This window comes from Bacillus sp. RSS_NA_20 (genome assembly GCF_020165915.1).
Taxonomy (GTDB): Bacteria; Bacillota; Bacilli; order Bacillales; family Bacillaceae; genus Bacillus; species Bacillus altitudinis.
In genome coordinates this window covers 2312677-2334179 of sequence record NZ_JAIUKW010000005.1, presented here as the reverse complement: position 1 = coordinate 2334179, position 21503 = coordinate 2312677, and the positions used below count along the sequence as shown (strand labels likewise).

At 41.9% G+C, this 21503-nt stretch carries 24 protein-coding genes; 18 read left to right on the top strand and 6 right to left on the bottom strand.

The window, feature by feature from the left end; genetic code table 11:
* Positions 1 to 6: 6 nt before the first annotated feature.
* Complete coding sequence (garR, locus tag LCD32_RS17685) at positions 7 to 900, bottom strand: 2-hydroxy-3-oxopropionate reductase (RefSeq protein WP_048001182.1); 894 nt, start codon at positions 898 to 900, stop codon at positions 7 to 9.
* A gap of 200 nt (positions 901 to 1100) precedes the next feature.
* A complete protein-coding gene (locus tag LCD32_RS19315) occupies positions 1101 to 1958 on the bottom strand; it encodes a MurR/RpiR family transcriptional regulator (protein ID WP_024719230.1) in 858 nt (285 codons plus the stop codon).
* A gap of 161 nt (positions 1959 to 2119) precedes the next feature.
* Here LCD32_RS19315 and LCD32_RS17675 point away from each other — a divergent pair, with 161 nt between their 5' ends.
* Entirely contained in the window at positions 2120 to 2797 is a 678-nt protein-coding gene (locus tag LCD32_RS17675; protein ID WP_017368341.1) for a DUF3298 and DUF4163 domain-containing protein, read from the top strand.
* 78 nt (positions 2798 to 2875) lie between these two features.
* Here LCD32_RS17675 and LCD32_RS17670 read toward each other — a convergent pair whose 3' ends face one another.
* Complete coding sequence (locus LCD32_RS17670) at positions 2876 to 3055, bottom strand: hypothetical protein (RefSeq protein WP_008345664.1); 180 nt, start codon at positions 3053 to 3055, stop codon at positions 2876 to 2878.
* A 288-nt stretch (positions 3056 to 3343) separates the two neighbouring features.
* A complete protein-coding gene (gene pepT / locus LCD32_RS17665; RefSeq protein ID WP_060781563.1) occupies positions 3344 to 4576 on the bottom strand; it encodes a peptidase T in 1233 nt (410 codons plus the stop codon).
* A 226-nt stretch (positions 4577 to 4802) separates the two neighbouring features.
* On the opposite strand from pepT, the gene LCD32_RS17660 reads away from it, so the two are divergent.
* The 5 genes from LCD32_RS17660 (at position 4803) to LCD32_RS17640 (ending at position 8199) form a co-directional block, all read left to right on the top strand.
* Entirely contained in the window at positions 4803 to 5126 is a 324-nt protein-coding gene (locus LCD32_RS17660; protein ID WP_224564392.1) for a WXG100 family type VII secretion target, read from the top strand.
* A 4-nt stretch (positions 5127 to 5130) separates the two neighbouring features.
* Positions 5131 to 6327, top strand: a complete 1197-nt coding sequence (locus LCD32_RS17655; RefSeq protein WP_224564391.1) for a DUF6861 domain-containing protein — start codon at positions 5131 to 5133, stop codon at positions 6325 to 6327.
* Between the two features lie 12 nt (positions 6328 to 6339).
* Complete coding sequence (locus tag LCD32_RS17650; protein ID WP_224564389.1) at positions 6340 to 7098, top strand: hypothetical protein; 759 nt, start codon at positions 6340 to 6342, stop codon at positions 7096 to 7098.
* Positions 7099 to 7119: 21 nt separating this feature from the next.
* Complete coding sequence (locus LCD32_RS17645; RefSeq protein ID WP_224564387.1) at positions 7120 to 7647, top strand: YfjD family protein; 528 nt, start codon at positions 7120 to 7122, stop codon at positions 7645 to 7647.
* A gap of 96 nt (positions 7648 to 7743) precedes the next feature.
* Positions 7744 to 8199: a helix-turn-helix domain-containing protein gene (locus tag LCD32_RS17640; protein ID WP_017368337.1), complete on the top strand. Its 456-nt coding sequence runs from the start codon at positions 7744 to 7746 to the stop codon at positions 8197 to 8199.
* A gap of 51 nt (positions 8200 to 8250) precedes the next feature.
* Here LCD32_RS17640 and LCD32_RS17635 read toward each other — a convergent pair whose 3' ends face one another.
* Positions 8251 to 8598: a helix-turn-helix domain-containing protein gene (locus LCD32_RS17635; protein ID WP_017368336.1), complete on the bottom strand. Its 348-nt coding sequence runs from the start codon at positions 8596 to 8598 to the stop codon at positions 8251 to 8253.
* A gap of 206 nt (positions 8599 to 8804) precedes the next feature.
* On the opposite strand from LCD32_RS17635, the gene LCD32_RS17630 reads away from it, so the two are divergent.
* The 6 genes from LCD32_RS17630 (at position 8805) to LCD32_RS17605 (ending at position 14528) form a co-directional block, all read left to right on the top strand.
* Positions 8805 to 9794 (top strand): asparaginase, encoded by a 990-nt coding sequence (locus tag LCD32_RS17630; RefSeq protein ID WP_017358664.1) that lies wholly within the window; start codon positions 8805 to 8807, stop codon positions 9792 to 9794.
* Positions 9795 to 9822: 28 nt separating this feature from the next.
* On the top strand, positions 9823 to 11244 hold the full coding sequence (gene aspA, locus LCD32_RS17625) for an aspartate ammonia-lyase (protein WP_007497957.1): 1422 nt from the start codon (positions 9823 to 9825) through the stop codon (positions 11242 to 11244).
* A 143-nt stretch (positions 11245 to 11387) separates the two neighbouring features.
* Entirely contained in the window at positions 11388 to 12794 is a 1407-nt protein-coding gene (nhaC, locus tag LCD32_RS17620; RefSeq protein ID WP_073413177.1) for a Na+/H+ antiporter NhaC, read from the top strand.
* Between the two features lie 294 nt (positions 12795 to 13088).
* Positions 13089 to 13514 (top strand): DUF5082 family protein, encoded by a 426-nt coding sequence (locus LCD32_RS17615; RefSeq protein WP_017358667.1) that lies wholly within the window; start codon positions 13089 to 13091, stop codon positions 13512 to 13514.
* Between the two features lie 37 nt (positions 13515 to 13551).
* Positions 13552 to 13818, top strand: coding sequence for a YwqI/YxiC family protein (locus LCD32_RS17610; RefSeq protein WP_008345634.1), 267 nt, complete (start codon positions 13552 to 13554; stop codon positions 13816 to 13818).
* A gap of 284 nt (positions 13819 to 14102) precedes the next feature.
* Positions 14103 to 14528 carry a DUF5082 family protein gene (locus tag LCD32_RS17605; RefSeq protein ID WP_007497950.1) on the top strand — a complete coding sequence of 142 codons (426 nt, stop codon included), beginning with the start codon at positions 14103 to 14105 and terminating at the stop codon, positions 14526 to 14528.
* A gap of 47 nt (positions 14529 to 14575) precedes the next feature.
* On the opposite strand, the gene LCD32_RS17600 is transcribed toward LCD32_RS17605, so the two are convergent.
* The gene (locus tag LCD32_RS17600) at positions 14576 to 14773 is read right to left on the bottom strand and encodes a hypothetical protein (RefSeq protein ID WP_039963061.1); all 198 of its coding nucleotides are present in this window, start codon (positions 14771 to 14773) and stop codon (positions 14576 to 14578) included.
* A 137-nt stretch (positions 14774 to 14910) separates the two neighbouring features.
* Here LCD32_RS17600 and LCD32_RS17595 point away from each other — a divergent pair, with 137 nt between their 5' ends.
* From LCD32_RS17595 to LCD32_RS17570, 6 genes are all read left to right on the top strand, one after another.
* Positions 14911 to 16869: a BglG family transcription antiterminator gene (locus tag LCD32_RS17595; RefSeq protein ID WP_060781562.1), complete on the top strand. Its 1959-nt coding sequence runs from the start codon at positions 14911 to 14913 to the stop codon at positions 16867 to 16869.
* An 89-nt stretch (positions 16870 to 16958) separates the two neighbouring features.
* Positions 16959 to 18269, top strand: coding sequence for a PTS sugar transporter subunit IIC (locus LCD32_RS17590; protein WP_007497945.1), 1311 nt, complete (start codon positions 16959 to 16961; stop codon positions 18267 to 18269).
* Between the two features lie 15 nt (positions 18270 to 18284).
* Positions 18285 to 19349: a mannonate dehydratase gene (gene uxuA / locus LCD32_RS17585; RefSeq protein WP_058213452.1), complete on the top strand. Its 1065-nt coding sequence runs from the start codon at positions 18285 to 18287 to the stop codon at positions 19347 to 19349.
* Positions 19346 to 20779: a glycoside hydrolase family 1 protein gene (locus LCD32_RS17580; protein ID WP_224564383.1), complete on the top strand. Its 1434-nt coding sequence runs from the start codon at positions 19346 to 19348 to the stop codon at positions 20777 to 20779. The genes uxuA and LCD32_RS17580 overlap by 4 nt, the downstream gene beginning before the upstream one ends.
* Before the next feature lie 12 nt (positions 20780 to 20791).
* Positions 20792 to 21115 carry a PTS sugar transporter subunit IIB gene (locus LCD32_RS17575; protein WP_007497939.1) on the top strand — a complete coding sequence of 108 codons (324 nt, stop codon included), beginning with the start codon at positions 20792 to 20794 and terminating at the stop codon, positions 21113 to 21115.
* A 19-nt stretch (positions 21116 to 21134) separates the two neighbouring features.
* Entirely contained in the window at positions 21135 to 21464 is a 330-nt protein-coding gene (locus LCD32_RS17570) for a PTS lactose/cellobiose transporter subunit IIA (protein WP_060781560.1), read from the top strand.
* Positions 21465 to 21503 lie beyond the last annotated feature (39 nt).

The following is a 21503-nucleotide window of genomic DNA, read 5'->3' as shown; positions in this document are numbered from 1 at the left end:
AGAACCTCATCCTTTCTTCACTTCAACATGAGCCATTTTTTCGTAATATTGAACGATCCCGCCGTGATCAAGTCCAGACTTTCCGTCCGCTTTGAGGGCGTGGAAGATTTCTAGCAGCTGACTAGAAAGCGGGAGAGGAACGCCGATATCGTGGGCAGTTTCCATGACATTGGTTAAATCCTTTAAGTTGATGTCAATACGTCCGCCAGGCTCAAAGTTTCGTTCTAAAATGAGAGGAACCTTCGCATCGAGTACAGCACTTCCTGCCAGTCCACCTCGGATGGCTTCATACATTTTATCAATCGCAATGCCAGACTTAGCGGCAAGAACGAGTGCCTCGGACATGGCAGCGATATTTAAGTTGACGATGATTTGATTCGCAAGCTTAGCGGTTGTCCCGCTTCCATTTGAACCAACTAATACGACATCTGTGCCCATGGCATAGAGGACATCCTTTACTTGTTCAAAGATCTCTTCTTCTCCGCCCGCCATAATCGCAAGTGTCCCGTCTATCGCCTTTGGCTCTCCGCCACTGACAGGAGCATCGATAAATTCGACCTGATGCTGTTTTGCCAGTGCCGCTAAAGCTCTAGAAGTAACAGGTGAAATAGAGCTCATATCTATAATGATCGTGCCAGGTTTTGCTGTAGCCAATATGCCTTGTTCACCTGCTACGACTGCTTCTACATGCTCACCTTTTGGAAGCATCGTGATGATGATATCGCTTACAGATGCTGTCTCAGCAGCTGATGCAGCGGCATTTGCGCCCACTTCTTTTAATGCTAGAACAGCTTCTGTATGAATATCGAAAACAGTCACAGTATGACCGGCTTTTAATAGATTAAAGGCCATAGGTTTCCCCATAATGCCTAATCCAATGAATCCAATTTTCTTTGCCATTTTGTCCGCCTCCTATTTAGAAACCCCTTACAAAAAGCGCTTTCTTTTCTTTTTGTTAGTATATATACTATCGATTTAAATTAATAGTAGGAAATAAACTATTGTTCATTTAATGTACATGACGAAATAGGAATGTGTCAACGGAAAATATGAGAAAAGTCACAAAAAAAAGACCGGAAACAGCTCCGGTCTATGGTCGATTATGTTTTATTTTTAGCTACAGCTAATCGAGAACGTTTGACGTTGTCGATTGCATTTGATCCTAATTCTAAAACAGCTGTGACGTACAAAACATCAATAATCACAAGCTGATTAATACGAGAAATCATTGAGTCAGAACGATAGGTTGTTTCTCTCGATGAACTGAGCAGATGAAAGTCGGATTTCTTGGCGAGCTCTGATTTCGGATAGCTCGTGATCGAGGCGACCGTTGCACCTTTTTCCTTTGCAAATTGCACGGCATCAAGGATTTCTCTACTTTCTCCTGAATGTGAGATCGCGACGATAAAATCATGTTCCGTTGCATGTGTTGCAATCATATTCATCATATGAGGATCACTGCATAGACTCACTTCAAAGCCAAGCTGGAGAAACTTATGATAGGCATCTCCGGCAATAAAACTGGAGGCACCTGCTCCAAAGAAGACGGTTTTATGAGCCTGTTTCATTTGTTCAATAAATTGTGTCACAGCTTGGTCTTCTAAAATATGTTTCATATCCTGAATAGAGTTGGTTGTTAACTCTATGACCTTATGTTTAATATCTGCGACACTATCAGATGCTTCGATCTCACCGTATATGGATTGAGGTGTATTGGTCGCAATATCCTGCGCGACATGGACACGAAACACTTGATAGGACTCATAGCCAATTTTTCGCAGAAAACGAAAGATCGTCGTTTCACTTGTGTTGCATTCAGCAGCGAGTGCACTAATCGAATGAAGCACAACTTTCTGAGGGTTTTGTAAAATGTAATTGGCAATCTTTTTCTGGGTAGGGGACAAACTATGAAATGTTGTCCGGATATGACTAAAAATATTCTCTTCTATGATAAACACCACACTTCATCTAACATTCTATCTTAAGCATACAGGAACTTATGAAAACGGTAAACAAACCTCACATGAAAAATAAAGAATAATATGGAAAAGAACACTTCTTTTGGTTCTTTTGTCATGGTATACTCAATTGGTAATAGACAAAAATGGGGGTTTTTACTATGACAATGAAAAAAGGCCTAACGATCAGCCTGCTCATTTTTTCGCTGATTGTTTCATTGTTTGCGCCAGTTGGATCTGCGGATGCCAAACAAGTGAAAAAAGCAAAAGTAAGCACACACTATTATAAAAAGAAAAAAACGTTTAAATATGCACAGGTGAAAAACCTTAGTAAAGCGCATATGAAAACCATCAACCATGATTTAAAAGAAGATATCGCATTTTCCTATTCTACGTACTTGTTCTTAAAGGACGAAGCGAAAAAAGAAGGCATTGGGAAGATCACATACGAGAGATCGTTTAAAACGAAATTTAACAATGGGAAGAAACTAAGTATCCTAAACTATGATTACATGAATGACGGTAGTATGCACGGGGATACGATGGTTACGAGCATGAACTATGTGTTAACAAAGAAAAAAACAAAGCAACTGTACTTTACAGATGTGGTAAAAACAAAGAAAAAGCGTACAAAAGTAAGAGATTATATCTATAACTACACAAAGAAGCATAAAAGTAAATTCTATGCGAATCTGAAAAAAAGCGATATTCAAATCGGCTACGACACGCAGTACTACTTCACGAAAAAGGGAATCGCTGTTGTCTTCCAGCCATATGAAATTTCACCGTACTATGTAGGAATTCCTATGATTCAAGTACCTGCGAAGGTGTATAAATAAACAAGAGAAACGGCCATGAATTTGGTCGTTTTTTTATACATAAAAAGAGCCCCTAGTGATGAGGCTCTTCTTTTACATTTATACTTGTTTGGGTGCATCGTTTAGTGGGTGACGGCGTTTGCCGTTGTAGTGGCGGCGCATACGAAAGATTTCAAACTCCGAAAGCTCTGCGCTTTTTCGTTTTTGGGTGCGGTTATCTTTTTTGAAAGAGAATAGTAAGTAGCAGCAAAGTGAAGCGATAATCAATAAAATCATCATATGACATTCCTCCAATTCATCCTATTCTTTAAGTGTAGACAGGGTGAGTGATGTTTATAACTGAAAATAGTTAGCAAATAGCGTTTAGTTCTAAAGGTTTATTCTTGTTGTTTTTTTAGGTCTAAAATACTGGTTGTTTTTAACTATTATATTTCCAGTTATTTCACTCGTCAAGAAGAATTTTTCTGGGGTTGTCTCTATTAGTACGATTAAGTGTCATAAAAGTTTCAGAAAATTGTAAACTTTTATTAAAAAACCGTTCCCGAACAGGAACGGTTGTAAACATGTTTATGCTTTTTCTTCAAATAAACGTGCAATTTCCACGATCACTTCTGACGCTTTCAGCATGTTCTCTACAGAGATGAATTCAAATTTACCGTGGAAGTTTTCCCCGCCAGTAAAGATGTTTGGCGTTGGAAGTCCTTTATATGAAAGCTGTGAGCCATCTGTACCGCCGCGGATTGGTTCAATGACAGGTGTCACTGAGCGGTTTTCCATGGCTTCATGAGCGATGTCTACGATATGTTTGACTGGCTCAATTTTTTCTCTCATATTGTAATATTGATCCTGAATGCTAAGGGTGATGCTGTTTTCGCCGTAGACCGCTTTTAAGTCGTGTGCGATTTTTTCAAACAGTGCTTTGCGCTTGTTGAATTTCTCTTTATCAAAATCACGAATAATATATTGTAGCTCTGCTTCTTCTACTTCTCCTACAAATCTTGTGAGATGGAAAAAGCCTTCGTATCCTTCTGTGTATTCTGGAGATTCATCTGAAGGAAGTTTGTTGTGAAAGAGCATGCCGATCTTTGCAGCACTGACCATTTTGTCTTTTGCTGTCCCTGGATGGACGTTGTTTCCTTTAATTGATACTTTTGCACCTGCGGCGTTGAAGCTTTCATATTGAAGCTCTCCTAGCGGGCCGCCGTCAATCGTATAAGCATAAGAAGCGCCAAAGGCATCAACATCGAATTTGTGAGGTCCTCTGCCGATCTCTTCATCTGGTGTGAAGGCGACACGAATTTTTCCATGCTTGATTTCTGGATGCTCAATCAGGTAATGCATGGCGGTCATAATTTCTGCGATACCTGCTTTGTTATCTGCACCAAGCAGGGTCGTGCCATCAGTCGTGATGAGCGTATGTCCTTGGTATTTTTGTAAATTTGGAAACTGTGCTGGAGATAATACGATATGTAGATCTTCGTTTAACGTGATGTCCCCGCCTTGATAGTTCTCATGAATCTGCGGTTTCACGTTCTTGCCAGTGAAGTCAGTGGCTGTGTCGATATGAGCTAGGAAGCCAATGGTTGGCACTTCTTTGTCTGTGTTAGATGGGATCGTGCCCATGACATAACCGTTTTCATCCATTGTCACTTCTTGAATACCGATGGATTTCATCTCTTCAACAAGCTGCCTTGCTAAGTTCAGCTGTCCTTCAGTGGATGGACAGCTCTCTATGTCTGCATCAGACTGTGTATCCACTTTTACATAACTTGTGAATCGCTGGATCATTTCCTCTTTCATCAATACGTCACTCCTTTTGTAGAATATGTTCATTTTATCATGTCTTGAATGCGCTTCATAACAAGAAAGGCTTTCTCTGGCAATTAGAGAGGAAAAAGACCTACTTTTATTTTGCGATGTGCTGAATGGTTCTTTAGGGTGATTTTTTCGGGTGTCTTTTTATTTATAATGAGGACATATAAAATCATCCATTTGTACGTTAATTTGGGAGAAAGGGGTGCGAAAGTTGGATTCTAGTCAAACACTTGCACTCGCTCAAAAGTTCCAGGAAGCTGCTGATGGCATTCGGCAGTCGAAGCAGCTGCTTGAGAATCGGCTGAAGGCAGTTGGATCAGGCTGGCATGGGGAAGCAAGAGATAAATTTGATCAAAGCTTTGAGGAAACAGTGACACGCTATGATCAATTTGAAAAGGACTTGCTTGAAACAAGTCAGGAACTGCGGGATGCTGCTGTCAAAATCGAGGAACGTAAAGCTGAAATCGCCAGAATGGAAGAGCTTGAGCGAAAAAGGCGAGAAGAACGGAGAGAAAGAAACCGAGAAGGGAGATGATGTGATGGCGCGTGACATTGTAGTAGATCCAGATCAGCTGACAGGGCTGGCGAATGATTTTGTAGGAGAGCTTTCGGCCATCGAAACAAAGCACCACGATTTACATAGTGAACTGGATGGCCTCATCCTAGGCTGTGATCCCCGTTATCGAAGCTGTTTTTCTGGAGTAGGAGATGCGTGGGGTTCTGGACAAGCCTTAATGAGCAAATTGAGCAGTGACGACATTGCCATTCGTCATGTAACGGATAAAATGGTCGAAGCTGATGATATTTTAAGGAAAATGTACAGTTTGTATGATCAATATGGTACACTCACGAGCTTAGCTGGTATTGTGATGATGCAGGCGAAATACTATGGGCTTGGCATGACAACCTTTATCAAAGAAAATGGCCGCTATGCTGCGCAACATTCAAAGCTCCTTCTTGATGTGACCGGACGGGTAGAAGGAACGAGATTTGACCGGCTGGCAAGGATTTGGCTGAGCAAAAAAGAATTATTAAAACGATCGAATTGGTCGATGGCTGACCTAGTCCATAAGAAATTTACGAAATTTTATCCTAGCGATACAGTTGCGTTCACGAACAGTGTACGTGATTTCACAAAAGGAAGTATCAATTGGAAGGACACAGCTGGCATCAAGTCTGTTCTGAAAAATGGTGCAAGGTTTGCGAAAGGAAATGCCATCATTGCAACGGTCGTCACGGGTGCAACAGAAACGGTTGGCTGCGGTCTGAAAATTGCGGAGAACTATGCGGAATTTGGGGATCAGCCAGAAGTTCTCAAGCGTGAAAATGCAAAGGCTGTTGGAAATGCAGTGAATAATACGGTCTTTATTGCAGGCGGATCTGTTGCAGGTGCCGTTGTGGGCGGCGCTCTTGGAAGCTTTGCAGGACCGATTGGAACAGTGGTTGGCGGTGCGATAGGATCAGCAGTAGGTGGCTTTATTGGTGAAAAAGTCGCCAAGCTTACTTCTGGTTTTGCAGAACAGGTCGCAGTGAAATTAAAAGACCCAATTCATGCGGTTGTCGATAAAGGAAAAAAAGCATTTGAACTGGCAGGTCAAGGTGTTAAAGCAGTCAATGACACCATTGATCAAGCAAATCAGGTGATACATAAAGGAATAGAAAAAACAAAAGAAACCGCAGATTCGCTGTTGAAAGGTGCAGGTGATTTCTTGAAGGGCGCATTTTCTTTTGGATAAGGAGAGATCAAGTTGGATCAGCTAAGTCTAAGTATCGAGGAACTCATCTTTAGTTTTTACAGTGAAGGCTATTTTGAGCAAGGGATGTCTTTAAAGGAAGCCTATTATCCAGATGTAGAGGATGAACGTCTTGGATTTTTATTTGAAATTGCATGTCGCTCTTTGCTGGCAAAAGACGTGCTGGAATTTCGAAATAGACAATACCGTTATAAAGAAAAATACCGGCATTTTATTCAGGCCATGAACGATGCATCACATACCGTGAAAGCTTCAAGGTTTGGTGCATTAGATGAAGAGGTCAGTACGTCCTTTCATACGACTCAGGCAGGTGTGTATTCACACCATACGCTTTATGATCAACAAGTGCATCAGATTCACAAACTAAAAGACGATCAGCAGACTGTGGAGCAAGTGACAACCTTTTTGAACATACACATGAGTGAACACCTCACACCAGTCATCAATTTGCAGGCGGAAGAATTTGAACTGCTGTTAGAACAAGCCAGTCAAGGGAATGAGGATTGCCCTTCTTTTCTAAATAAAGCAGAGAACCAAGAGCTTGTGCGGGCATTTGTTTCTGATGTAAGGGTCAGAAAAGGAAAAATGGATTCTTTGATGAAGGTCACTTATGATAAAAATAATACGCCGGATGTAGAGTCTATGATATTTGTTATTCCGGGGCAGAAGCATTCTTGGCTAGTGTCGGGCATGAAGGAAAATGAATTTCGGATAGAGACGGCTCATAGGGACGGATTACGTTCTATATTCTAATGGAGAAAAGGAGAATGGCGCTTGAATCCAAGTGAAGTAATAGAAGTGAGGAGCAGACCCTTTCTAAGAGTATGGGCATTCTTAGCAACGGGCGGGTTTGGCATCATCGGTATTTGGTTATTTTCAGAAGCTCTTACATTTGAATCGAATTATACGTTGTTTTTATTTTTAGGCGGATTATTAGGCATTGTCTATGGGTGGATCTCTTTTTTGATGATTCTTCCGGCTTTTACGAAGAGGGGAAATGTAATTTTTCGCATTCAGCGAGGAGAGAATGGCGCTGTTTTATATCGGCAACAAACAATCCCTTTTCAAGACATTCAATCTATTGATATGCGCAGGCATCGTTACAGTATGAGGGGATTTCTGTTCATGGATGTGCTCATTCGGAAAATGGATGGGAAATTGATCAAGATTCCGGCGTACAGTATTTTAGATGAAGAAGTATTTGAGCAAACGGTGAAACAAAACATTTATCCATATTTACATGAGACTGCCCAAGAGAATTGGAAACAGCAGCATGGTCATGGTGAAAAGCAGAATCAATAGATGTTTTCGCCATCATTCCATGAGGTGAGACGCCACTTTTTTTAAGAAATCGTGTATGATGTCAGTAAAGACTGAACAATCAAGAGGTGATGAGAGATGGACAAAGAAATGGTAATCGACCTCGTCACAGAACAAATGGCACGAATTCGAAAAGAAAAAGACTATACGCAGGACCGTATGGCTGAGGTGCTTGGTCTATCCAAGCGGCATTTGCAGCAGGTAGAAAAGAATCGTCTTCGCCTCAACTGGACGCAATCTGCGGCCGTATGTGCATTATTCAGGGATAGTGACATTTTAAAAGGGACACTTGGGGATGATCCGCTTGAGATTTTGGAAGTCGTCGCCCACGATGAATTGCATTTATCTGTTGAACGTACGATTGGTGGAAAGGTTTGGTGGCGGACGTCTGTGAAAAAAGGTACGTTTCGTCTTCAGCAGAATGTACTAAGCCAGCATTACCGAATCTTAGATGATGAGAATTATCGCTATTATAGTTCCTTTAATAAAGAAGAAGCGAAGCGGCGGTTAGAGGAATTAAGTGAGCTGTCGTAAGCAGAAAAAGAGAGGTCCCTCTATGACAGGGACCTCTCTTTTTTGTGTTGTTTATACTTTCAGAGTGTTTTTCGCCCGAATAAAGGCAACAAGCTGTTTGATTTCTTCATCTGTTAGTGGAACGCCGTCTACATGGATGGTTCCTTCTTTTGCTTCCGTCAGCTCAATTTTGATATCAGAGATTTTGCGTTGGATCTCTGGCTCGTCCGTTCTACCAAGTAAAAAATCAATGGACGTATCATACAAATCAGCCAGCAGTTTCACTGCTTCAAGCGAAGGTCGTCGGTACCCAGATTCGTAACCGGCATAGGTGCTTTTGGCGATACCTAGGCGATCTGCCGTATGCTGGAGAGACCATTTTTTCTTTTTTCTAAGGGTGGTTAAACGATCGAGTATCATACATGAACGCTCCTTTATATACAACAACAGTATATCATATTTTGACAAAGAGTGTACGCGTTATGCGTAATAATTTCTTGATTAATTCGCGTTATGTGACTATAATGGCAATGAAGGTACGCGTAAAGCGTATATTATAGAATAGCACAAGCTGGCTTATAATATGTGTGACAAACGAAGTAATTTTACTGAAAGAGGTGGACCTGTTGAAGAAATTATTGCTTTTAACCACTGGTGGGACGATTGCATCTGTAGAGAGTGAAAATGGTTTAGCTCCAGGTGTTAAAGCTGAGGACCTTTTAAGCTATTTAAACGAAATTAATGCAGACTACACAATGGACACAAAGTCCCTAATGAGTATAGATAGTACCAATATGCAGCCTGAATACTGGGTTGATATCGCAACAGCCATTTATGAAAATTATGATCAATATGACGGATTTGTCGTCACGCATGGTACGGACACAATGGCCTATACATCAGCAGCACTATCGTATATGCTGCAAAATCCTGATAAGCCAATTGTCATTACAGGATCACAAATCCCAATTACGTTTAAGAAAACAGATGCGAAGAAAAACATTACAGATGCGATTCGTTTTGCATGTGACGGTGTTGGCGGCGTATACGTCGTGTTTGATGGCAGAGTCATTCAAGGAACTCGCGCAATCAAACTAAGAACGAAAAGCTACGATGCATTTGAAAGTATTAACTACCCATATATTGCATCGATTGAAAATCATCAAATTGAATACAATAGCAAAGTAAAAAGATCATCAATGAAACCGCTTAAATTAGATGCATCCTTGAACACAGACGTTTGTTTATTAAAACTGCATCCAGGACTGAAGCCTGAGTTTTTAGATTCAATCAAAGGTTTGTACAAAGGGGTCGTCATTGAAAGCTACGGCAGCGGCGGAATTCCTTTCGAAGGAAGAAACCTTTTAGAAAAAATCAACGAATTGCTGGAAGAAGGCATTTCTGTTGTGATCACCACTCAGTGTCTCGAAGAAGGAGAAGACATGAGTGTGTATGAGGTAGGACGTAAAATCAATCAAGAACTGGTTGCTCGTTCAAGAAACATGAACACAGAAGCCATCGTGCCAAAGCTCATGTGGGCATTAGGTAAAACAACAGATCCACGAGAAGTGAAAAAGATTATGGAAACGCCAATCGCAGAAGATTTAGTGATTTAACTATTCTATAGAAAGCAGGTCATACGAGATGGTTCAAGCAACTTATCGTTACGAGAAGGATTTTCTAGGTGAAAAAGAAATTCCCGCAGACGTGTATTATGGTGTTCAAACGCTTCGTGCAAAAGAGAATTTCCCGATTACAGGATATCGCATGCATGAAGAACTCATTCGAGCATTTGCCATTGTCAAAAAAGCAGCAGCTCAAGCCAACATGGAAGTCGGACGTTTATATGAAGGAATTGGAAATGCGATCGTTCAAGCTTCAGATGAAGTCATTGAAGGCAAATTCCATGAATATTTCATCGTAGACCCGATTCAAGGCGGCGCAGGAACGTCTATGAATATGAATGCCAATGAGGTCATTGGAAACAGAGCCCTCGAGATCATGGGACATCAAAAGGGCGAATACATTCATTTAAGTCCAAACACACATGTGAACATGTCACAATCGACAAATGATTCGTTCCCAACGGCGATCCATATTGCAGTGCTCAAGCAGTTAGACATTTTACTTGAGACGATGCAGGCCATGCAGGACGTATTTCAAAAGAAAGCAAAAGAATTCGATCATGTCATCAAAATGGGGCGTACTCATTTACAAGACGCTGTTCCGATCCGTTTAGGACAAGAGTTTGAAGCATACAGCCGTGTGCTCAGCCGTGATATTAAACGAATCAACCAATCAAAACAGCATTTATATGAAGTAAATATGGGTGCGACCGCTGTTGGGACAGGCCTCAATGCAGATCCTCGCTACATTGAAATCGTAGTGAAAAAGCTTGCTGATATTTCTGGACTGCCATTAGTAGGCGCAGAGCACCTCGTAGATGCGACGCAAAATACAGATGCATACACAGAAGTATCTGCTGCCTTAAAAGTATGCATGATGAACATGTCTAAAATTGCGAATGACCTTCGCTTAATGGCATCTGGCCCACGTGCAGGTCTTGCTGAGATTGCATTGCCAGCCCGTCAGCCGGGATCATCCATTATGCCTGGGAAAGTCAATCCAGTCATGGCAGAGCTCATTAACCAAATCGCATTCCAGGTCATTGGGAACGACCACACCATCTGTCTTGCTTCTGAAGCAGGCCAGCTTGAGTTAAATGTGATGGAGCCTGTTCTGGTCTTTAACTTGCTTCAATCTATTAGTATAATGAATAACGGATTCCGCTCATTCACAGATCATTGTTTAGCGGACATCGAAGCAAATGAAAAACGTTTGAAAGAATATGTCGAAAAAAGTGCAGGTGTCATTACTGCGGTAAACCCTCACTTAGGCTATGAAGCCGCGGCTAGAATCGCAAGGGAAGCCATTTTAACAGGACAATCGATCAGAGATCTTTGCCTGCAAAATGATGTGTTAACAGAAGAAGAACTTGATATTATTTTGAATCCTTACGAGATGACAAAGCCTGGTATTGCGGGTGCAGAGCTCCTAGAGCGATAATAATATCAAAAATTTTATTTTATTAATATGTGGAATTGCCTGTGAAATAGAGAAAAACAGGCAATTCACTTTCTTTCGAATTGACACACTTTTTTCACAATATTTTGAAAACGCTTAACGCACGCACAAAGGGAGGAAACAAAATGAAAACACCACGTCTACCGTCTATTTTAGAAGTCGTGTCTGTACTTGGCTTATTTTTAGCAATTGTTTTATCATTCACTCTTTACTTCAAATTAGATATTCAGCTAGCATTGTTCATCTCATGGTTTATGGTTATTGCATTAGGTATTCGATTAGGGCATTCCTATAAGGATCTCCAAAATGCGATCACAAAAGGGATATCGAATGGGTTAGAAGCCATTTTGATCTTAATTGCAGTAGGTGCACTTGTTGGAACATGGATTGCAGGTGGAGTTGTTCCTACGCTCATCTACTATGGTCTAGAATTCATTCATCCTAATATTTTCTTATTAGCTACACTTGTCATCTGTGCAATCATGTCCATTGCAACAGGAACTTCTTGGGGTACAGTTGGAACGGCAGGGATTGCGATGATCGCAATTGGTGAAGGTCTTGGTATTCCACTTCCGATTGTTGCAGGGGCCGTCTTATCTGGTGCTTATTTTGGAGATAAATTATCCCCATTATCAGATAGTACAGTGCTCGCTTCCTCTCTTTCAAAAGTGGACGTGCTGGCGCATGTTCGAGCAATGATGGTTTTATCCATACCAGCCTTTGTGATTACAGCGATTATGTTTACGGTTACAGGCTTTATGTATGGCGGACGCAACATTGATCAAGGTAAAGTAGAGTTTTTGAAAAATGCCCTTCATGATACATTCACAATCAACATTTGGATGGTCATCCCAGCAGTAGTGGTTGTATTACTGCTCGTATTTAAGAAACCTTCAATGCCAGTTATTGCGATTGGTGCACTTTTAGGAGCCATTTGGGCAATGGCTTTCCAAGGAATGAATCCAGCAGATGCGATTGGCTCAGCATACAATGGCTTCTCTATTAATTCAGATGTAGATTTCTTAAATACGCTGTTAAATCGTGGCGGTATTGTGAATATGCTTGGATCTCTAGTGGTCATTATTCTCGGACTTGGTTTTGGTGGCGTACTTGAATATCTTGGCATCTTAAAAGTAATTGTCGCTACTTTCGAGAAGAAATTATATAATGCGGGAAATGTGACCTTATCTACACTTGTTGTTGCATTCTTCGCAAATATCTTCGGCTGTGCGATGTACGTTTCATTAATTCTCACACCGAAAATTATGGAAAAAAGCTACGATAAATTGAAAATAGACAGACGTGTTCTATCTAGAAACGCTGAAGTCGGTGGAACAATGACGTCTGGTATGGTTCCATGGTCAGATAACGGAATTTACATGGCAGGGATTCTAGGCGTCTCGACATTCTCTTATTTACCATTTATGTGGCTGAGCTTTGTTGCCATTGGTCTTGCCATCATCTACGGATATACAGGGAAATTCATTTGGTACGTGAAAAATCAACAAGACTCAGAAGAATCGGCATCATAAGCCACTGCAAAAGCCGCCCCTCCCCCGGGCGGCTTTTGTTTGTCCTAGGACCGTAAGACTATGTGTGTTTCCAGAAGGGTGGTTGTGTATTTTGACCCCCTATAAAAGAGGGCTTAAGGTGTGGTATGAAGCAGATCGAAAGCATATTTATACCATAAAAAGGGCACAAATCCCTATTCAAACATGAGTCTTTGAACCTTATAATAACAATATTGGAAAAAGTGCGATTCATCATTACGCTCGTTTAGAGGACTCTAAGCAGCGTTTTTATTTTTGACAGGAGGAGGAACCCATATGAGCTTATCGGATATGCTGTCTGCCCTTAACGGTGGCATTTCAAATAAAAAGGCAGAGATCGAAGAGAAAATTGCTCGACTCAAAAAGGCAAAAAGTAAGATTGAACGTGAACAAGATGCCGCAGAAACAGACCTAAAACAAATCAAGCAGCCAAAGCTTGGGGCCTCTTGGAAAGGTGAACGAAGCCAAGATTTTAAATCAGAGCGAAATGAAGCGCATGATGCGCTGCAAACGATCGTAAGCGATAAATACCCACGCTACGTGAGCCGAATTGAATTCAAAATCAGTACACTAGAAGCAGAGCAGGCTGCCTTATCCTTTGCCAGCTCTTTAGCTGGAGATGCCGCACGTTTGGCTGAAAAAGGAGAAGACGCAGTAGAAGACGCAAAACGCTTGATCTCAAAAGCATGGAGCAGCTTGTAAGCGAGCTTCTTGCTGAACAAATCTGGAGGATATCATAATGGGACAAATTAAGTTAAACTACCAAACAGTGATGGATAAACTAGATGAAGTCTCCCAAGCAGTTGAAGCTTTAACAATGAAAAAAGCAGCAGATAAAGCTGGTGAAAACAGCCTTGAATTTGTAACCAAATGGACGGCACGTGAAGCAGAGGTGGGCGAAATGGTCTCAAGCTTTAAAGAAGCCTTGATCAAAAACGTTCAGGATACACGCTCAAATGTGAAGACGCTAAAAGAACAGGATGAAGCGATTGCGGCAAAATCATAAGCCCCAATCGTTTTATTGATAGCGTAGCTGAGTGCGATGTAAAATATAGTCGTAAAGACTCATATATAATTCGGGATTTATGACCTTATATTATTCCGTTTTTCTTCCAAACACCATGTTAAAAGGACACCTTTTCCCTATTTAAGCCTAAGGCTTTTCACCTTATACTATACTTAATGAAAGCGAACGATAGAAATGTCAGGACTGGAAAAAGCAGATGATCTGCTCGGTTTCAAAAACGCTGACGCCGTGCTTTCTTATGAGGTCTAATAGAGGTGGATGACATGAGTTTATCCGAGATGCTGCACCATCTGCATATGGGGATTGAAAACAAACGTGCAGAATTTGACGAAATGATCTCTCGGTTAAAGACAGCCAAAAGTAATATTCGAACAGAACAAGATCTTGCGCAGTCTGACATAAAGGAAATCAAGAAGCCTGCTCTAGATTCGTCATGGAAAGGTGAGAGAGGAACGGACTTTCACCGTCATCGGAAAGAAGCCTATCACGTGCTGCACGACATTGTGAACAATGAGTATGAAACCTATATTACGGAGATAGACCAAAAAATTATGCACTTTGAGTTAAAAAAAATGGAACTCGCTGTCGCTAGTAATTTTGCAGGAAGAGCCCAAGATGTGATGGAAAAGGGCGAGGATTTTGCAAAGGATGTCAAACATTTAATTGAACGGGGCTGGAAAGCTCTTTAATAAAATAAACGAAACAGCCGGCTGAACAAGCGGCTGTTTTTTTTGGTTTAGTCACATCCGCCGCTACCACCTGAATCACCACCGCAGGAGGCATCAGAAGCGTGATGTGTATACGAATCAGTATAGTTACTGGTTGTTGAACTGTGATGTGCAGAATGCTTAGAAGATGATCGCTTATCTTTTGGTGTAAACATGTGGGCGGCAATGGCGCCTAAAGAAGCTAGTATGATGATGATAACAAACATGATGTATCCCTCCTCTTGTTTCATATTCATACGTTTGAGCCATAACAAAGTTCCCGGTCGGAAAGAAAAACTGGGCAAAGAGTTCTATTTTCGTTTATGATGATAGGCAAAAGTAATTGACCAAGGGAGGGGAGTCTATGTTATCTCTACGTCAGGAGGAGCTGTTGAGGCGGTTAATGCAGGCAGAGCAGGAGCTGACAGGTGAAGAAATTGCACGCCTGATAGGCGTCACATCACGAACAGTTCGAACAGATATGAAAGCGCTTAAATCAATATTAGAAGCACATGGGGCAACACTTCATATGAAACGTGGAGCAGGGTATACATTGACTGTCGAAGATTATGGAGCATTTCGTACTTTTTTGAAAAACTCAATGAGAGAAAGAAATGAAAAAAAGAATCAAGTCATTCCAAATCAGCCGGAGGATCGTATCTCTTATTTATTGAGAAGGCTTTTATTGTCCGAAGACTATATGAAATTAGATGAATTGGCCGAGGAATTATTTGTGAGTGAATCTACTGTGAAAAATGACCTGAAAGCAGTCAAGCATATTTTCTCTTTACATGGTCTCTCTGTTGCACATCGACCTAAATATGGACTGAGGCTGACTGGAGATGAAATGAAATTAAGGTATTGTCTAGCTGAGCATGTGTTTCAGCAGGAGCATCCGAACCCTGCCCTTTTACCTGAAGAAACATATCAATTGATTCAAGATATGGTGCGTTCACGAACAAAGGCAAGCGGTCTTCATGTGTCAGAGATCGGTTTAAGCAACTTAGTGACACATATCGCCATTGCGTGCAAACGAATTGAAGAGAAAAAATTGGTGATGATGCCGGAAGGAGAACTCAAAGACATTCAAACACAGCCCGCTTTTCAAGTGGCGAGGCAAATGGCAGAAGATATGCGTCACGTACTCGGTATAGATTTTCCATTATCTGAAATGGCCTATATTGCGATTCATTTAATGGGGGCCAAAATGATGGCGTATGGAGAAACGGGCCACACGCTATTTCACATGCTTGATGAAGAGCATTTCCGTTTAACTCACCAATTACTTGGTTATGTTGAAGAGCACATGTCACTTGATATTCAGACAGACAAGGAATTGATTGTGGGACTAAGTCTTCACCTGAGATCAGCGATTCATCGGTTCCGATATGATATGAACATCCGTAACCCCTATTTATCAGACATAAAAAGGCATTATCCGATTGCTTTTGAAGCAGGTGTCTATATGGGAAGATGGTTGAAGGAAAAAGAGAATGTAGAGATTCATGAAGATGAAATCGGATATTTGGCGCTGCATATTGGTGCTGCCATAGAGCGGACAAAAACTCAGACTGTGAGAAAAAAATGCTTGATCGTGTGCGCAACGGGTGTCGCGAGCAGTCAGCTTCTTCTCCATAAGCTGAAGGCCGCCTTTAGCGAAAGGCTAGAGATTGCTGGTACTGCAAGTGTCAGTGACCTTTTGTCGTATGACTTGAGAAGTATTGATTTGATCATTAGTACCATCCCGCTTCAGAACACACTACCTGTGCCAGTGATTGATGTACATACGATCCTCAGTGAAGACGATATGTTGAGGCTGAAACGATTTGTACAGGGGTCACAAGAAATGGGGGTCTTGCGATATATCAGTCCGAAGATGACCTTTTTTCAGCAAGATCTACAAACAAGGGAAGAGGTTCTTCAATTTTTCGTGAATGTATTGCAGGAACAAAACCGAATCCCGGATGATTTTGAACAGTTATTGCTGGAAAGAGAGGAAGTGTCACCTACGTCGTTCGGTCATTTGGTCGCGATCCCTCACCCAATCAAACCGGCAACAGATGATACGTTTTGTGCGATCTGTACGTTGAGGAAACCAGTGCTGTGGGGCGACGATCGGGTACAGGTCGTCTGTTTGTTAAGTATACAGAAGACGTATCAGAAAGAATTGCAGTCACTTTATCAATTTCTTGTGCGTTTGACAGAGCAGAAGGAAGTGGTGGAGCAAATCATCAAAGCTGCTTCATTTGAAGAACTGACGGCGGCGCTGCACGTGTTGGAACAGCCAGATGAAAAAAAAGGACACCCATTTCCGCATCTGTGAGGAAAAAGATTGGATGTTAATGAAAGCGCTTTTAAAATAACATCAAAAAGGAGGATGATCACGAGTTTTTGTAAAGGGGGAGACGGATCATGAGCTTTAAAGAGAGAGCGGCCGACGTCATGGGACATGTCGCTTATCGTATTACAAATCAGAAATATATTATGGCGATTAAGCAAGCATTTGTCACATTAATGCCAATCATCATTACGGGGGCATTTGCTGTACTGGTCGCAAATATGATCATGAGCCCGGAAACGGGGCTTGCCCATTTTGAGATATTCAGGTTTTTAGCAGAGCTTCAGCCAATTATGAAGGCAATCAATTATGCCACGCTGAACTTTTTAACGATCGGGGCTGTGTTCCTTATCGGGATTGAGCTCGGGAAAATCAATGGACACAAATCATTGTTCCCAGGATTAATGGCATTGATTTCATTTATATCCGTTATTCCGACGACACTTCTTCTTGAAGTCGATGGATCAATGCGTGAGGTTGTCGATGTGTTGGCGAGGCAATTCTCCGATCCAAAAAGCTTATTTTTGGGTATGATCATTGCCATCGTCTCTGTAGAGATCTTTTGTAAGCTTACCGAGGTGAAGTGGCTGCAAATTAAGATGCCAGATTCTGTTCCATCAAATGTGGCGACATCTTTTTCTTCACTTTTCCCATCAATTATTACGATTACAATCATTAGTTCATTCGGATTTGCGTTTCACCGTCTGACAGGCATTTATTTGCATGAAGCGGTGTATAACGTCGTGCAGCGTCCGCTTGAAAGTGTTGTGCAGGGACTGCCTGGTATTTTAACGTTAATGTTTGTGGCTCAATTTTTCTGGGTGATCGGTATACATGGCAATCAAATGATTAAACCGATTCGCGAGCCGCTCTTATTAGGATCAATTGCAGTGAATATGACAGCATTTCAAGAGGGCAAAGAGATTCCAAATATTATCACGATGCCATTTTGGGATGTGTATATGAGCATTGGTGGTTCGGGTGTGACGATTGGTCTGTTGATCGCCATTTTTATAGCGGGTAGAAGGGAAGAGATGCGTAGCATTGCCAAGCTTTCATCGGGACCTGGACTGTTTAACATCAATGAACCAGTTATTTTCGGATTACCTGTCATGCTGAACCCTGTGATGGCGATTCCGTTTATTGTTACACCACTCGTGACAGGTACGATTGGTTATATCGCAACCGCTACAGGTTTTGCGGGGAAAGCGGTGGTGATGGTGCCGTGGACGACACCTCCGATTGTGAATGCTTGGCTGTCTACCGCTGGCAGTATGGGGGCTGTCATCACACAGCTTATCTGTATTGTTGTCGCTGTTTTCATCTATTTACCTTTTGTTCTCTTATCCAACCGGAAGCCAGAAGCAGCACCTGATTCAGAATAGAAGGAGGGCTCATGAATGAACATGCAATTTAGATGGTATGGCAAAGAAGATCCTGTCTCCCTTTCATATATTCGGCAAATTCCCGGCATGAAAGGGATTGTCAGTGCAGTCTATGATGTGCCGGCTGGTGATCTGTGGCCGGAGGAAAGTATTACTCACTTAAGAGCTGAAATCGAACGTCACGATCTTGCTTTTGAAGTCGTAGAAAGTCTCCCGGTCCATGAAGATATTAAGCTGGGAAAGCCTAGCCGGGATGTTTATATCGAGCATTATCAAGAAAATATCCGGAGATTAGCAAGGCATGGTGTGAAGGTCATTTGTTATAACTTCATGCCAGTCCTTGATTGGACACGAACACAGCTCGATTTCCCACTAGCTGATCAATCGACGACTCTTGTTTATTTTCAGCATCAGCTTGAACAGATGGATATAGAAAAAGATCGACTTTCCTTACCAGGGTGGGATACGTCTTATACGCAGGAAGAAATGAGAAAGTTGATGGCTGCATACAGGGCATTGGGGGAGGAAGGGTTGTTTGAGAACCTAGACTATTTCTTGGGAAATATCCTTCCAGTTGCAGCGGAAGAGAACATGAACATGGCACTGCATCCAGATGACCCTCCTTGGAACATATTTGGTCTGCCCCGCATTGTCAGTTGTGAAGAACAAATAGATCGTATCCTTCAGCTCGATGAACGCTCACAGCATGGACTGACCTTTTGTTCCGGTTCCCTAGGCTGTAATGCGAAAAATGATGTTCCTTCACTTGCGAGAAAGTATGCCAAAAAAGGGCGTATACACTTTGCTCATTTACGCAATGTCAATTTGTATGAAAACGGTGATTTTGAAGAGTCGGCACACCTGTCGTCAGCAGGTAGCCTCGATATGGGAGCGATTGTGAACGCATTGTTTAAGGAAGGATTTGCTGGCTATGTCCGGCCAGATCATGGACGAATGATCTTTGGTGAGACGGGCAGACCTGGCTATGGATTATACGACCGAGCACTTGGAGCTATGTATTTACAAGGGATGTGGGAAGGACTTCAAATTCACACGAAGAAAGGTCAGGTGGCAACATGAACAAAATCGACATACCCAATGACTTTATTCTAGGTGCTGCGGCTTCTGCTTGGCAGACGGAGGGTTGGAAAGGGAAGAAACCGCATCAGGATTCGTATATAGACCTTTGGTATAAGGAGGGGTATCACGTATGGCACGAAGGATACGGACCAGCAGGAGCAACGAATTTTTACGAGCGCTATCCTGAAGATGTAGCCCTTATGAAGGAAATTGGGTTATCTCATTACCGGACATCGATCAATTGGTCGAGGTTTCTCATAGATTACGAGAATGGAATTGTAGATGAGACCTATGCTCGTTATATTGATGATTTCATCAATGAATTACTTGAAGCAGGTGTAGAGCCAATGTTTTGCTTAGAGCATTATGAGCTTCCTGCCGTTTTGCTTGAAAAGTACGGCGGCTGGTCATCTAAACATGTTGTCGAGCTGTTTGTTCTCTATGCAGAAAAGGTGTTTGAACGCTATGGAGACCGGGTCAAACATTGGTTTACCTTTAATGAACCGATTGTTGTTCAGACTCGTGTGTATCTAGATGCTATTCGTTATCCTTTCGAGCAAAATACGAAGAAGTGGATGCAGTGGAACTATCATAAAGCCTTGGCGACTTCAAAAGTGGTGAAGCTGTTTCAGGAAATGGACTTGAAGGAATCAGCCGGTGCAAAAATCGGTGTCATTCTCAATCCAGAAGTGACGTATGCGAGATCGACTGCGTCGCATGATCAAGAAGCTGCCCGCATGTATGATTTGTTTTTTAATCGCGTGTTCTTAGATCCCTCCATTAAAGGCGAGTATCCAGAAGAACTGCTTGATGTATTGAAAAAGCATGACATTCTTTTCGATGCAACGGAAGAAGAGCTTCAGATCATTAAAGATCATACAGTCGATGTGGTCGGTCTTAATTTATACTATCCGCATCGCGTTAAGGCACCTAGCAAGGCTTGGAACGAAAACACACCGTTTCATCCATCTTATTATTACGATCTATTTGAGCTCCCAGGGAGAAAAATGAATCCATTCAGAGGCTGGGAAATCTATCCGAGTATCGTCTATGATATGGGCATGAGAATAAAAGAAGAATACGGCAATATCGAGTGGTTTGTGGCTGAAAACGGTATGGGGGTCGAGCAGGAAGAGCGGTTTAAAAACGAAGACGGCATCATTGATGATCAGTACCGAATTTCATTTATCAGCCAGCATTTGAAAAAAGCCCTTCAAGCGAAAAAAGAAGGTTCAAACTGTAAGGGATATATGCTCTGGGCTTTTACGGATAATGTCTCGCCGATGAATGCATTCAAGAATCGCTACGGATTAGTAGAGATCCAACTGGAGAATGAACGGAATCGTCAGATGAAAGCGTCAGGGTACTGGTTCAAAACATTAATCCAAACGAGGAAATTAAGGGATGAACCAGATGTCATTTATCAATAGGAGTGATGGGATATGAAGCGAATCATTCTCGCTTGTGCAGCAGGAATGTCGACGTCGATTGTGGTATCTAAAATGAAGGCAGCCGCAGAAGGAAAAGGGCTGGATTATGAAATTTATGCGATACCTGAAGGGGCCATTGCGGACGAATTAGAAGAGCATGGGGACGATGTAAAGGTCATTTTGCTAGGGCCGCAAGTTAGCTTTATGAGAAAGGCAGCAGAAAAAACAGCGGCACCTTATCATATACCTGTCGATGTGATAAATGTAAGATTATATGGAACAGCGAATGGAGAAAAAATTCTAGAACATGCACTGAAACTAGCAAATGAATCTTGAGCAATCGGAGGAGAAGCAGATGACGGTATTAGAGGAAATGCAGGGAGCAGCCTTTCAAATCATTGCCCATGCAGGTGAGGCACGAAGCCATTATGTAGAAGCCATTCGTCTAGCAAGAGCGGATGACTTTGAAGCAGCGCAGCAGTTGATTGAAAAAGGGGAGGAAGCGTTTCGAAGCATCCATAACCTGCACTTGTCGCTGATACAAAAAGAGGCGGCAGGGGAACAGCTTCCCTTTTCTTTACTGCTCATACATGCAGAAGACCAAATGCTCACAACAGAGACCATCCATCTGCTTGCCATTGAAATGATCGAAATGTGTAAAAAAATGAATACCCTGTCAAAATAGATATCAGTTATTAACCAATTTCTGTTATAATCATTCGGT